This window comes from Enterocloster sp. OA13, from assembly GCF_022440595.1.
Taxonomy (GTDB): Bacteria; Bacillota; Clostridia; order Lachnospirales; family Lachnospiraceae; genus Enterocloster; species Enterocloster hominis.
This window is the reverse complement of record NZ_JAKNTF010000001.1, coordinates 4800767-4815132: the sequence shown is the minus strand read 5'-3', so window position 1 is coordinate 4815132 and position 14366 is coordinate 4800767. Positions and strand designations below refer to the sequence as shown.

At 52.2% G+C, this 14366-nt stretch carries 12 protein-coding genes; all 12 read left to right on the top strand.

The features are described 5' to 3' along the window. The first annotated feature begins 34 nt into the window (after nt 1-34). The 12 genes from MCJ35_RS21300 to MCJ35_RS21245 all read left to right on the top strand — a co-directional run bounded on the left by MCJ35_RS21300 (nt 35) and on the right by MCJ35_RS21245 (nt 14366). On the top strand, nt 35-964 hold the full coding sequence (locus tag MCJ35_RS21300) for an ABC transporter permease (RefSeq protein ID WP_008720017.1): 930 nt from the start codon (nt 35-37) through the stop codon (nt 962-964). Between the two features lie 11 nt (nt 965-975). Continuing rightward, nucleotides 976-1857, top strand: coding sequence for an ABC transporter permease (locus MCJ35_RS21295; RefSeq protein ID WP_025485401.1), 882 nt, complete (start codon nt 976-978; stop codon nt 1855-1857). A 12-nt stretch (nt 1858-1869) separates the two neighbouring features. Further along, nucleotides 1870-3021, top strand: a complete 1152-nt coding sequence (locus MCJ35_RS21290; RefSeq protein WP_025485403.1) for an ABC transporter ATP-binding protein — start codon at nt 1870-1872, stop codon at nt 3019-3021. Further along, entirely contained in the window at nt 3018-3983 is a 966-nt protein-coding gene (locus MCJ35_RS21285; protein WP_025485404.1) for an ABC transporter ATP-binding protein, read from the top strand. The genes MCJ35_RS21290 and MCJ35_RS21285 overlap by 4 nt, the downstream gene beginning before the upstream one ends. A gap of 17 nt (nt 3984-4000) precedes the next feature. Beyond that, on the top strand, nt 4001-5569 hold the full coding sequence (locus tag MCJ35_RS21280) for an ABC transporter substrate-binding protein (RefSeq protein WP_025485405.1): 1569 nt from the start codon (nt 4001-4003) through the stop codon (nt 5567-5569). Between the two features lie 1146 nt (nt 5570-6715). Then, nucleotides 6716-7594 (top strand): helix-turn-helix domain-containing protein, encoded by an 879-nt coding sequence (locus MCJ35_RS21275; protein WP_025485406.1) that lies wholly within the window; start codon nt 6716-6718, stop codon nt 7592-7594. A gap of 336 nt (nt 7595-7930) precedes the next feature. Next, nucleotides 7931-9316, top strand: coding sequence for an ABC transporter substrate-binding protein (locus tag MCJ35_RS21270; RefSeq protein WP_025485408.1), 1386 nt, complete (start codon nt 7931-7933; stop codon nt 9314-9316). Nucleotides 9317-9438: 122 nt separating this feature from the next. Continuing rightward, on the top strand, nt 9439-10320 hold the full coding sequence (locus tag MCJ35_RS21265) for a carbohydrate ABC transporter permease (RefSeq protein ID WP_025485409.1): 882 nt from the start codon (nt 9439-9441) through the stop codon (nt 10318-10320). Then, complete coding sequence (locus tag MCJ35_RS21260; RefSeq protein ID WP_025485410.1) at nt 10317-11147, top strand: carbohydrate ABC transporter permease; 831 nt, start codon at nt 10317-10319, stop codon at nt 11145-11147. The genes MCJ35_RS21265 and MCJ35_RS21260 overlap by 4 nt, the downstream gene beginning before the upstream one ends. A 44-nt stretch (nt 11148-11191) precedes the next feature. Next, a complete protein-coding gene (locus tag MCJ35_RS21255; protein WP_025485411.1) occupies nt 11192-12304 on the top strand; it encodes a Gfo/Idh/MocA family protein in 1113 nt (370 codons plus the stop codon). Nucleotides 12305-12316: 12 nt separating this feature from the next. Further along, entirely contained in the window at nt 12317-13453 is a 1137-nt protein-coding gene (locus MCJ35_RS21250) for a Gfo/Idh/MocA family protein (RefSeq protein ID WP_025485412.1), read from the top strand. Next, nucleotides 13443-14366: a dihydrodipicolinate synthase family protein gene (locus MCJ35_RS21245; protein ID WP_025485414.1), complete on the top strand. Its 924-nt coding sequence runs from the start codon at nt 13443-13445 to the stop codon at nt 14364-14366. Before MCJ35_RS21250 ends, MCJ35_RS21245 begins: the two co-directional genes overlap by 11 nt.

Sequence of the window (14366 nt, the reverse complement as noted above, 5' to 3'; positions counted from 1 at the left end):
GCCGCTGCTGCCAGTGAAAAAAGGGGAAGCCTGTATGGGAAAGTATGTTATAAAACGTTTATTGCTGCTGATACCCATTTTGTTGGGGGTAAGCTTTATTATCTTTACAATCATGAATATGATTCCGGGGGACGTGGCTTCCCTGGTCCTGGGGGATAACGCGCCCCTGTCCGCAAGACAGGAGCTGACCCGGGAGCTGGGACTGGACAAGCCGTTCTGGCTGCGCTATGTGGATTATGTGTGGAACGCGCTCCACGGCAATTTTGGCCTGTCCTACCGGACAAGGACACCTGTGTTTACCGAGATATTCTCCAGATTCCCAACCACCATGAAGCTGGCCGCGGGCGCCATGCTGCTGTCGGTTGCAATCGGGGTCCCCCTTGGGATCCTGTCGGCGGTTAAGCAGTATTCGGCGCTGGATGTAATCAACTCGGTCACGGCCATGTTCTTTTCATCCATCCCCGCCTTCTGGCTGGGGCTTCTGTCCATCCTTCTGTTCGCGCTGAAGCTGGGATGGCTGCCTTCCAATGGGGCGGATTCGGTGAAGAGCTTCATCCTTCCTATCGTAACCCTGGCCCTGCCGGGCGCAGCGGAAATCCTCCGTCTGACCCGTTCCACCATGCTGGAGGTCATAAGGCAGGACTATATCCGCACCGCAAGGGCAAAGGGCGCGTCCAGCATGGTGGTCATATGGAAGCACGCCTTAAAGAATGCGCTTTTGCCGGTCATCACGGTGGCGGGCATGCATTTCGGGGCATTGCTTGGCGGTTCCGTGATTACGGAATCCGTATTCGCAATGCCGGGGGTGGGAACCCTCGCCATTGACGCCATCCGGAGCAAGGATACGCCTCAGGTAATGGCTGCGGTACTGATGCTGGCTGCCCTGTTTTGTATCATTATGCTGATCGTGGACCTGCTGTATGCGTTCATTGATCCGCGTATCCGTTCAAGATACAGTAAGTGAGGGCCGAAGATATGAGTGAAAGAGATAAAACGGCGGCTGTTAAGAGAAACAGTCCTGCCAGGGAGATTTGGAGAAGGTTTAAGAAGAACAAGGCAGCCATGCTGGGGTTGGGCATATTTTCAGTCATGGTCCTGCTGGCCGTGTTCGCGGATGTCATATGCGATTACGACACCCAGGTCATTGCCCAGGATGTGGCGAACCGGCTGAAGGCGCCCAGCAGCGCCCACTGGTTTGGCACGGATGCATATGGGCGGGATATCTTCGCAAGGGTGGTGCATGGGGCCAGGATTTCCATCATCATCGGCCTTGCCGCCACGGTGGGCAGCGTGTGCATCAGCGGGATACTGGGTTCCATTGCCGGATATTACGGCGGACGCATTGACAATGTCATCATGCGGGTGCTGGATACGTTCCTGGCAATCCCGGGCGAGCTTTTAGCCATGGCCATCGTGGCTTCCCTGGGACCAAGCATGACCAACCTGCTGATTGCCGTGACCATTGCAAGGATCCCTCCGTTTACCAGGGTCATCCGCTCCTCCATCCTGACCGTGATTGACCAGGATTACATAGAGTCGGCCATAGCCAGCGGGGCCAGGGATTCCTACATCATCGTGAAACATATCCTTCCTAATGCAATGGGGCCAATCATCATCCAGGCCACCATGGGCGTGGGCAGGATGATACTGACAGCTGCCGGTATGAGTTTTATCGGAATGGGCGTGCAGCCACCGCTTCCCGAGTGGGGTTCCATGCTGGCCGAGGGACGGGATTTCATGCGGTATTCCCCGTATATTACCTTGTTCCCGGGCCTGGCAATCATTCTGACCTCCCTGGCGCTCAATCTTTTAGGCGACGGATTAAGGGATGCCCTGGATCCGAAGCTTAAGAATTAAGGGGGGACAGCCATGACGGACGCATTATTGGAAATCAAAGATTTGGAAATAGTATACCAGACAGACGAAGAGACGGTCCATGCAGTGAACCGGATCAGCCTGAATGTGAACACCAAGGAAACCCTTGGGCTGGTGGGCGAGACAGGCGCGGGTAAGACCACCACGGCGCTGGCCATCATGCGCCTCCTGCCGGACCGGATTGGGAAGGTGGGCCAGGGGGAAATCCTGTTTGAGGGAGAAAACCTCCTTGATTTGAAAGAAAGTGAAATGCTTGGGGTACGGGGAGAGAAGATAGCCATGATATTCCAGGACCCCATGACCAGCCTGAACCCGGTGCTCACGGTGGAGGACCAGATACAGGAGGTGCTTCAGTTCCATAACCACAGCAGCCTGACCAGGGCGCAGATGGGGAAAAAGGTAGAGGAAATGCTGGAGCTGGTGGGTATTCCCGCGGCCAGGAAGACCTGCTACCCTCATGAGTTTTCCGGTGGCATGAAGCAGAGGGTGGTCATTGCCGTGGCATTGGCCTGCAATCCCAGGCTTCTTATTGCGGACGAGCCAACCACTGCGCTGGATGTGACAATCCAGGCCCAGGTGCTGGGGATGATGGAAGAGTTAAAGGAACGGTTCGGCACCTCCATGCTTCTGATCACACATGACCTGGGGGTGGTTGCCCAGACCTGTGACCGCGTGGCCATCATGTATGCGGGCGAGATTGTGGAGCATGGAACCATAGAAGATATATTCACCGGGAAGGAACATCACCCGTATACCCAGGGACTGTTCGGTTCCATTCCCAGTATGACGGGGGATGCCAGGCGGCTGAACCCCATCGCGGGCCTGATGCCGGACCCCACCAACCTGCCCCATGGATGTAAGTTCCATACCAGATGCCCCCACTGCATGGAAGTATGCAGGCAGCGCCTGCCGCAGGTTTACAGGGAAGGCACGCATGAGATTGCATGTCATCTTTATGGGGGAGATGGGAAACCGGGCAGCGAAGTTTCCTGTAGGGAGGATGTGAAACCGGGCAGCGAAGCTTCCTGTAGGGGAGATGTGAAACCGGGCAGCGAAGGTTTTGGTGGAGAGAGTGGGAAAATGGGCAGCGAAACAGAAGGCGCGGGCGCCGCAGGGGCTGCCGGAAAGGAGGCGGGACGCGTATGAATCAGATAAAACAGGATGTGCCGTTAATAGAAACCGTCCATCTGAAGAAGTATTTTGACACGGGTTCCGGCGTGCTCCATGCGGTCGATGATGTGAACCTGACCATCCAGCCAAGGAAGACCCTGGGCGTGGTGGGGGAATCCGGGTGCGGTAAATCCACGCTGGGCAGGACCATCCTCAGGCTGACGCCGGCCACGGAAGGGCAGATCCTTTACAACGGCAGGGACATCCTTTCTTACAACCCGCATCAGCTCCGGGAACTGCGCAGGGAAATGCAGATTATTTTCCAGGACCCATACTCCAGCCTGAATCCGCGTATGACGGTAAGCGAGCTGATTGCAGAACCCCTGGTGGTGAACAAGGTCATGAAGAATAAGAACCAGCTGAAGGAACGTGTCGAGGAACTGATGGAGACCGTTGGACTGGCGCCTCGCCTGGAAAATGCATATCCCCATGAACTGGATGGCGGAAGGCGCCAGAGGATAGGCGTTGCCAGGGCACTTTCCGTAAATCCCAAGTTCATTGTCTGCGACGAGCCGGTATCCGCTTTGGACGTGTCCATCCAGGCGCAGATACTGAACCTGCTTATGGACCTGCAGGACAACATGGGACTTACCTACATGTTCATCACCCATGACCTGTCCGTGGTACGCCATATCTCCGATGAGATAGCTGTCATGTATCTGGGACAGTGTGTGGAGCGGTGCGGTTCAAAGGAGCTGTTCGATAATCCGCTGCACCCGTATACAAAGGCGCTTTTAGATGCCATCCAGGTCCCTGACATTTCCCTCAGGGGAAAGAAGAAGCCGATTATCCGCGGGGAGGTCACAAGCCCCATTGACCCCAAGCCGGGATGCCGCTTCGCAGCCAGGTGCCCCCAGGCAACGGACGCGTGCTGGGGCAGCCAGATTCCGTTAAGAGAGGTAAGCGCAGGCCATTATGCTGCCTGTAATCTTATATAACACAAGGAGGAGTAGTTATGAAAAAGAGAATGTTGAACTGTATGGTCGCAGCAGCAGTGCTGGCCCTGGCCCTTACCGGGTGCGGCGGCGGACAGAAATCAGGGGATGCTCCGGCCGCTTCTGAGAACACGCAGGGAAGCGGCGCAGGCGAGGCAAAGGATTCCCTGACCATTGCCCTGACCAACGAGCCAACGACCCTGGATCCCCAGCTGGCAGCTGATTCCATCGGCGGCATGATTATCCTAAACCTGCATGACCCGCTGGTGCGCAGGGATGCGGACGGCAATGTGGTGCCAGGTCTGGCCGAGACATGGGAAGTGGCGGAGGACGGTTTGTCCATCACCTTCCATCTGCAGCAGGGAGTGAAGTTCCAGGATGGCTCCGATCTGACGGCAGAGGACGTGGCATTTTCCCTGAACAGGGCCATTGACAAGCCGCAGTCCGAGTTATATACGTCCTTTATGGACAGCGCCGAAGCGGTGGGCGAGGGCACGGTAAAGGTGAACCTTAAGTATAAGGAACTGGCAGCGCTCCAGTATCTGACCCAGACCAACAGCGCCATTGTGTCCAAGGCATATGTGGAATCCGTGGGGGATGAGAACTATGCGGCAAAGCCATGCGGGACCGGCCCATATAAACTGGTGGAGTGGCAGAAGGGAAACAAGATCATCCTTGAATCCAACGAGGATTACTATAAGGGCGCGCCGGCCATCAAGCACATTGAACTTCGTGTCCTCAAGGAAGCCACAACTGCCATGGTTGCCCTGGAGAGCGGTGACGTGGACCTGGTTTACAACATCGGCGGTCTGGATGCCATGACGGTCCAGTCCAATGACAAGCTGGGATACCAGGAGACCAACGGAACATCTATCTGGAACCTGGCGTTTAATGTGAATGTGGAGCCGTTTAATGATGTGAAGGTGAGGAAGGCCCTGGCAATGGCTGTGAAACGCGATGATATCATAGCCGGAGCAATGGACGGCGCCGGAATGCCGGCGGAAATCATCCTGACAGACCAGACCACCCCCAATCCGGGAGCGGATGCCATTGACACGCCCAAGTACGATTTGGAAGGCGCCAAAGCCCTTTTGGCAGAGGCGGGATATCCCGATGGATTTAAGACCACCATCTATGTAAGGGAAGATTACACCAAGAAGATTGCAAGCATTGTGCAGAGCGAGTGGAAGGAAATCGGCGTGGACGCTGAAATCCAGGTGATGGAGCGTGCCGCCCTGCTGTCTGATATCAAGGCAGGCAAGCTGGGATGCTACACCGTGGGCAATGTGAGCATGACCCTGGATTCCACCTTCCTTCTGGGAACCCTGTCAACGGACAATATCCCAGATTCCAACATGACCTTCTACTCCAATCCGGAGTATGACAAGATCGTGGAGGAGCAGGCCAACACGGATGACGGCGCAAAACGTCTGGAACTGATTACCGAAGCCCTGAAGATTGAGGCGGAGGACGTTCCGAGAATCAACCTGTTCTATATGATTTCCAATATTGCCCATAACAAAGATTTAAACTGTAAGGTATGTCCGGCAATGGAGAGTTATAACTGGTCGGAGTTTTCCTGGAATTAAATATCATAGGTGTTATCCTGTCGGGAGGGGACACAGCAGAGGAATCGGCTGCTGTGTCCTCTTTTGGCGTATTTCCTTATTCAAATTCGTAAAGTAGGGAAGTCCGCTAATTAATTGCTGGTAGGACTTTTCACCCTTTATCTTGATAAGAATCATGAACCAGATATAAATAATCCTGTATTATAAAATAAACAATCCCTCTCAGTTTCGACATAAACTGAGAGGGATATATTTTAATCACTATCTTTTAAGATATATTCTTCAAAATATTGCAGCGATGAATACTTTAAAATTTTTTCTCTGTGGGGTACCGTATCGTCTGTCTTTGCACGTTTGTATAATTCTATGTATGATTCAAACTGTTCACGAATTCTAAAATCTTTACCTATTAATTTTTTATATTCGTCTGGTCTTATAAAAGCTTTTCTTGTTCTGTCTATATAATCCTCTGAATTAATAACAACTGCTTTTGAATAATCAACTCCGCATTTCTCTTTTTAAATTTCCAATTGAGGATATTGGTCATGTGGATAATCAATGTAAAATTTATCAGTTAAAAACGTATATTCCATGTTAAAGGCTCCTAAGTAATAAAAAACCTCTGGTTTATAATTAACCAGAGGAAAGTATCTTCTCAGTGGGACTTTCCTTTATTTTTACTTGGTTGCGCCCTACAACCAAATATTCTCATTGAGCTTTCTTTAATTTACTTCTCGTGGCTCTACGAGAAATCTTCTAATTGAAGATGATAGAGAAGATATATCTTTGCCTATATTATATACAAAACCACGAAAATTACAATAGAAATAATTAAAGTATTTTTAAAAAAATTATCCATATTCCTATAATATCATATGCTTTTGACTCATTGGGTGTTCTTGATTACGACACTACAGCACCTTTATCATTTTATCAAGAGGTATATTACGCCGATATGGCTAATTCTCTAATTATTCATATGGGAATTTTTTTCTATGAACCATTCCGGGCTATGCCGGGAACGGTTAGGTTACTTTACGATTGAAAGATTTCCCCTGAGTCAGGATGTTAATTCAGGCCCCTTTGTGGTAGAATCATCTCAAGAAGATAAGAAGATGCCGGCCCGTCAAAAGGGCTGGGGCCGATTGATTGGGGAGGGGGAAATGCATGCAGTCTCTGTCATCGTTTATGAATACAATCCGCTTTAACTTTCTTTATATTGACAAATATTCTTTTGGAAGGACCTGGATTTATCCTGAAAGCGCCATACCTTATAACATGCTGCGCTATGTAATTGACGGCAGCGCGGAGTTTATGGTGGACGATGAGATTGTAATCGTGAAAAAGGGCCAGGTTTCCTACATACCGGAAGGCTGCCGCCTGTCCTGCCGGGCGCTGGAGGATACGTTTTCCTTTTACAGCATCCGCTTTACCACCTCCGTATTCTATGAGGGGGCCAATTTCCTTAGGGAATACTATAATTTTCCCCTGGTAATGGATGTAGGGGAGGAGATTGGGCAATATTTCAGCGATATCTTTAAATGGGTGCGCACGGATAAGAAGTCTAAGGTATTCCATGTGCGCGGCGCCCTGGACAGCCTGATTGCAAGTCTGATAGATATCCTTAATTCGGACGAGCCGGATGACGTGAAGGCGGAAATCAACGGCCTGGAATACAATCTGGAGCAGATCCGCAAGCGCGTAAAAAAGTCCACAATCCAGACCGACCCAAGGATTCAGACTGTGATTGATTATATCATGCTGAACCCCACGGAGGAATATACCTCCGCCAAATTGAGCGACATGGCCGAGGTGGCGGAAACCACATTCCGCCGTCTGTTTAAAGAGGCCACCGGGAAAACCGTCACTGAATTCATCCGCCAGGTCCGTCTGACCACGGCGGCCAGGCTTCTCCTTGTTTCCAACGACCCGGTGAACTGTATTGCCCATGACGTTGGATTTGAGGATGCAAACCATTTTACCAGGGTGTTCCGGCAGGCATTTGGGATGACGCCTAATCAATATAGGAAAATGTCACAGGAATGAGTCTTGGCCGGATGAGGCGCTGACAAATATTTTGTGATTCAATTTCAGCGGATATCCGATACCGGTTCCTATTTGTGTTCAAATGGGTTCAGCTAATTTCGATTATAACCATGGAGGTAAGCCAGGGGACTATCGTACGTAAATCATGAGTGCGGCAGCCCCTGTTTTTATTATCTCGCGTCTTGGGCTTCCAATCATTTCTAAAACAAGACAAAAAAATAGTTTAATGGTTGTTTTATGCTATTATAAGTTGCCTAGCATGTTGAAACGCATAAATAAAATGAATATAATACCATTAGAAACAGCAAATTGACGAACACAAAAAGGAGAAGAGATATGAAAAAACGTTACATAAGCCTTATTCTTGCAGCAGCACTTTCAGCGTCAGCACTGGCCGGATGCGGGGGATCCGGGACAGAAACTCCTGCTGAAAAAGAAACCGCGGGGAAGGAAACAGCAGGACAGGCGTCCGCACAGGATACGGCTGTGGACGGGGAGCTTTCCGGGGAGATTACCTTCTGGCATTCATTTACACAAGGCCCGCGTCTGGAAACCATCCAGAAGGCGGCTGACAAGTTCATGTCCGAGAACCCGGATGTGAAAATCAACATAGAGACATTTTCCTGGAATGACTTTTACACCAAATGGACCACGGGCCTTGCATCGGGAAATGTACCGGATATGAGTACGGCCCTTCCGGCCCAGGTGGCTGAGATGATCAATGTGGACGCCCTGGCCCCAATCAATGACCTGATTGATGATATCGGCAGGGATAAATTCGCAGAGGCAGCCATTGCAGAGGGAACCATGGACGGCAACAATTATTCCGTACCTCTTTACAGACATGCCCATGTGATGTGGATCAGGAAGGACCTTCTGGAGAAGAACGGTCTGGAAGTGCCAGGCACATGGGATGAGCTTTATGAGACAGCCAAGGCGCTGACTAAGGACGGGGTGTACGGTTTATCCTTCCCCTGCGGGACCAATGACTTCCAGGCCACGTTCTTCCTGGACTTCTATGTGAGAAGCGGCGGGGGCAGCCTTCTGACCGATGATCTGAAGGCCGACCTGACCAGCGACCTTGCGATTGACGGCATCAATTATTGGGTGAAAGTATACAATGACTGTTCGCCCAAGGACTCCATTAACTTTGACGTGCTGGACCAGGCAACCCTTTACTATCAGGGCAAGACCGCATTTGACTTTAACTCAGGTTTCCAGATTTCGGGCGTCGCGGCTAACTCGCCGGACCTGCTGCAGTATGTGGACTGCTACCCGGTACCTAAGATTAACACAGGTGATGGGACACAGGGAATCATGACCACCAATACCCCGATGGTGATATGGAAGGCATCCAAGCATCCTGAAATCTGCAAGGCATTTATGGAGACATTATATGACGAGGATACATACGTGGAATTCCTTCACGCAACGCCGGTGGGCATGCTTCCCGCCATCAAGGGGATTGCGGACACGGATGCCTACAGGGATGACGATACCATCAAACAGTTTACACACGCAGAGGAAGTGCTTACAGCAGCCGCTGACATCGGGACGGCATTCGGATATGAGCACGGACCCAACGTACAGGCCGGAATCATGCAGAATAACCATGTGATTGAGGAAATGTTCCAGGATATCATTACCAATGGGACGGATGTTAAGACTGCTGCCAAGGCGGCGGAAGACAAACTGAATGCATTGTTTGAAACGGCTGAGTAAGCGGTTATCCCGTCATTTGGAAAAATGATATTTAAAAGCAGGATAGCTTATGCTGTCCTGCTTTTGCATTGGACGCAGCTTCATATTGAATGCGGTCTCATATTGAAAAGGAGGAGGAAGACTTGGGGAAGAAAAATTATACCAGATGGATGTTCGTGCTTCCCGCAATCATCATTGTCATTGCATTGTTCATATATCCCATCTGTTCCAGTGTAGTGTACAGCTTTACAAATAAAAACCTGATTAAGCCCGCCTACAGGTTCATCGGCTTTAAGAACTATGCCGAGGTGCTTAAGGATGCCGGGTTCTGGCTTTCATTCATCCATTCCCTGAAATGGACGGTACTGTCCCTGGCCGGACAGATTGTGGTGGGATTCACGGCCGCCCTGGCATTAAAACGGATTAAGGTGTGCAAGGGCCTTTATAAGACACTGTTAATCATTCCCTGGGCATTTCCCTCCATTGTCATAGCATTTTCATGGAAATGGATCCTCAACGGGGTATACGGGTTCCTGCCCAATATCCTGATAAAACTGGGCATCTGCCAGACAGCGCCCCAGTTCCTGACCAGCGGCACCATGGCCTTCATCACCCTGGTGATGATTAACATCTGGTTCGGCGCGCCCATGATCATGGTCAATGTGCTCTCCGCCCTGGAGACCGTGCCAAAGGACCAGTACGAGGCGGCGCAGATAGACGGCGCCAGGCCGTGGCAGTCATTTTACTATGTGACCGTGCCCCATATAAAGATGGTGGTGGGATTGCTGGTGGTGCTGAGGACCGTATGGATATTCAATAACTTTGACCTGATTTACCTGATTACGGGAGGCGGGCCTGCGGGAACCACACAGACCATACCGTTATACGCTTACAACATGGGCTGGAGTACCAAGCTGATTGGGCGTTCCTCAGCGGTAACGGTCCTGTTATTCATATTCCTGATGCTCATATGCGGCATTTACTTTGCAGTTATCAATAAGTGGGAAAGGGAGGACAGCAAATGAAAAAAATCAAATCCGGTTCGGTCATCAGCCATGTGTATCTGATACTTCTTACCTTTGTGTCCATTTTTCCGCTGGTATGGATCCTGATTTCATCGGTAAAGGGAAAGGGCGAGCTTACAGGCAATCCAACAGCCTTCTGGCCCAGGGCATGGACCCTTGACTATTATACCCATGTAATCAATGACCTGAAATTCTTTGTCAACATAAAAAACAGCGTGATCATCTCCCTGGTGACAACCCTCATCGCCATTACCGTGGCATCCCTGGCAGCCTACGGCATTGTCCGGTTCTTTAAGAGACTTGGCTCGGCCATGTCAAAGGTGCTGGTGACCACATACATTTTCCCTCCTATCCTGCTGGCCATTCCCTATTCCGTGGTCATGGGAAAGCTGGGCCTGATTAATACCAGGATTGGCCTGATCATCGTGTACCTGTCCTTCTCCGTGCCCTATGCGGTGTGGCTGCTCACAGGATTCTTCAGGACCGTGCCCGTGGAGATTGAGGAGGCTGCCAGGATTGACGGGGCCAACAAGATGCAGACCTTTATCCAGGTGGTGCTGCCCCTGGTGGCGCCCGGGGTGGTGGCAACCGCTATTTATACCTTCATCAACACGTGGAATGAGTTCCTGTACGCATTGATCCTGATGAATAATACCAGCAAGATGACCGTGGCCGTGGCCCTGCGCTCCCTGGACGGAGCCGAGATACTGGACTGGGGCGATATGATGGCAGCGTCGGCCCTGGTGGTGCTTCCATCCGTTATCTTCTTCTGTCTGATACAGAATAAGATTGCAGGCGGGATGTCGGAGGGCGCGGTTAAATCCTGATGGATTGGCTGGATTGGTTTAACCCTAAGAAAGAGGTGGATATTATGGAAATGATTGGATACGGCGTGGTTGGCTCAGGCTATTTTGGGGCGGAGCTGGCGCGCATCATGAATACAAAGCCCGGGGCTGTGATCCGGGCGGTCTACGACCCTGAAAACGGGGCCGCGGTGGCTGGGGAGCTGGGCTGTGAGGCAGAGGCAAGCCTGGAGGCCCTGGTGTCCAGGAAGGATATACAGGCAGTGATTGTAGCAACGCCCAATTACCTGCATAAGGAACCGGTGCTTGCGGCCGCCGCACACGGCCTGAACGTGTTCTGTGAAAAGCCCATTGCGCTTTCCTACGGTGACTGCAGGGAAATGGTCGCGGCCTGCCAGGAAAACCATGTAATCTTCATGGTAGGCCATGTGATGAACTTTTTCCGGGGTGTGCGAAAGGCCAAGGAGCTGATTGGGCAGGGCGCCATTGGGGATATCCTGTACTGTCACGGGGCCCGTAATGCCTGGGAGGGCACAGGGGCATCCGAAACCTGGAAAAAGACCCGCTCCAAATCGGGCGGGCACCTGTACCACCACATCCATGAGCTGGACTGCGTACAGTTCCTAATGGGAGGCTGCCCTGACACCGTGACCATGGCGGGCGGCAATGCGGCGCACCGGGAAGACGCTTATGGGGACGAGGATGACATGCTGTTCATCACCATGGAGTATCCGGGACACAGGTATGCGCTGCTGGAGTATGGTTCCGCCTTCCGGTGGCAGGAACATTACCTGCTGATCCAGGGGACCAAGGGCGCCATTAAGATAGACATGTGCAACTGCGGCATGACCCTTAAGGCCGGGGACAGGGAAGAACATTACCTGGTACACCGGACCCGGGAAGAAGATGAGGACAGGACCAGGATATACAGGGAAACCCAGGCCGATAACGGCAATCAGTTCGGACGTCCGGGAAGGAAACCCTTCCTGTGGCTGCAGGGAATCATGGACGAGGAGATGGGATTCCTGAACGAAGTGCTCCACGGCGCCAAGGTGACAGAGGAGTTTAAGCCCCTGCTCACCGGCCAGGCGGCCAGGAATTCCATTGCAACCGCGGACGCCTGTACACGGTCCCTGAATGAGGGCAGGAAAGTAAGACTGAGTGAAATCATTGAACAATAAAGGAGAACATTCATGAAAACAATTGGATATGCAGTGGTTGGAACAGGATATTTCGGGGCGGAGCTGGCCCGTATCATGAAGGAACAGGAAGGCGCCAGGGTAGTGGCTGTGTATGACCCGGAAAATGCCGGGACCGTGGCAGAGGAGCTGGGCTGCCAGGTGGAGACGGATCTGGATACGCTGTACAGCCGGGAGGATGTGGAGGCCGTAATCGTGGCCTCTCCCAACTACCTTCACAAGGAACCGGTCATCAAGGCAGCGGAACATGGGGTCCATGTGTTCTGTGAAAAGCCCATTGCCCTTTCCTATCAGGACTGTGTGGAAATGGTGGAGGCCTGCGTGGCCCATCATGTCACCTTCATGGCAGGCCATGTGATGAACTTCTTCCACGGCGTGCGCACGGCAAAGAAGATGATCAACGACGGCGTCATCGGCAAGGTGCTGTACTGCCACTCCGCCAGAAATGGCTGGGAGGACATCCAGCCCTCGGTCAGCTGGAAGAAAATCCGTTCCAAATCAGGCGGCCACCTGTACCATCACATCCATGAACTGGACTGCATCCAGTTCCTCATGGGAGGCTGTCCTGAGAAAGTGACCATGGCAGGAGGCAACGTGGCCCACCAGGGGGAACAGTTCGGGGATGAGGATGATATGCTGTTTATTACCATGGAGTACCCGGATAACCGGTATGCCATCCTGGAATACGGCTCCGCCTTCCACTGGCCCGAGCACTATGTGCTGGTTCAGGGGACAGAGGGCGCCATCCGTCTGGATATGTTCAACTGCGGCGGCACCCTGAAAAAGGGCGACAGGGAGGAGCATTTCCTTATGCACAAGACCCAGGAGGAGGACGATGACCGCACCAGGATTTATCACGGGACGGAAATGGACGGGGCCATCATGTACGGAAAGCCGGGGAAAAAGCCTCCTATGTGGCTGCACAGCATCATGTATGATGAAATGCAGTACCTGAACGGCATCATGCACGGGGCGCAGCCGGATGAGGAGTTTAAGCCCCTGCTCACCGGGGAAGCTGCCAGGAACGCCATCGCCACCGCCGATGCCTGCACCAGGTCGCGTTTTGAGGACAGGAAGGTAAAACTGTCAGAAATCACGGGAAAACAGGGAGGAAGCAAACATGAAGATTGATAAGTACAGAGGCATCATCCCGGCATTCTATGCATGCTACGATGTAAACGGGGAGGTCAGCAAGGATGCGGTAAGGCAGCTGACGCGGTATTTTGTGGCCCAGGGCGTAAAGGGGGTGTATGTGGGCGGTTCCTCGGGCGAGTGTATCTACCACTCCGTAGAGGACAGGAAAAAGACGCTGGAAGCCGTGATGGAAGAAGGGGCCGGGCGCCTGACCGTGATTGCCCATGTGGCCTGCAATAACACAAGGGACAGCCAGGAACTGGCGGCCTTTGCGGAAAAACTGGGCGTGGAAGCCATTGCGGCCATACCGCCCATCTACTTCAAACTGCCGGAATACTCAGTGGCAGGGTACTGGAATGACATATCAGCCGCTGCCCCGGACACGGATTTCATCATCTATAACATCCCCCAGCTGGCAGGCACGGCCCTGACCATGGGCCTTCTTAAGACCATGCTTTTAAATCCGCGTGTGGCGGGGGTCAAGAATTCCTCCATGCCGGTCCAGGACATCCAGATGTTTAAGGCTGAGGCCATGAAGACGCGGGAAGACTTCATCCTGTTCAATGGCCCGGACGAGCAGCTTGTATCCGGCCTTGTCATGGGCGCGGACGCTGGAATCGGCGGCACCTACGGGGCCATGCCGGAACTGGTGGAAAAGATATACACACTGGCCATGGAGGGCAGGTACCAGGAGGCAAAGGTAATCCAGTATGATGTAAATGAAATCATATATAAGCTTTGCTCCGGCAGGGGTAACATGTACGGCATGATAAAAGAAGTGCTGCGTATAAGCAGGGGAATCGACATAGGCGGCGTAAGAAAACCGCTTACGGATGTGGATGAGGGCGACAGGGCCATTGCAGGAGAGGCGGCAGCCATGATAGAAGCGGCAAAGGAGAAGTACTGCTGA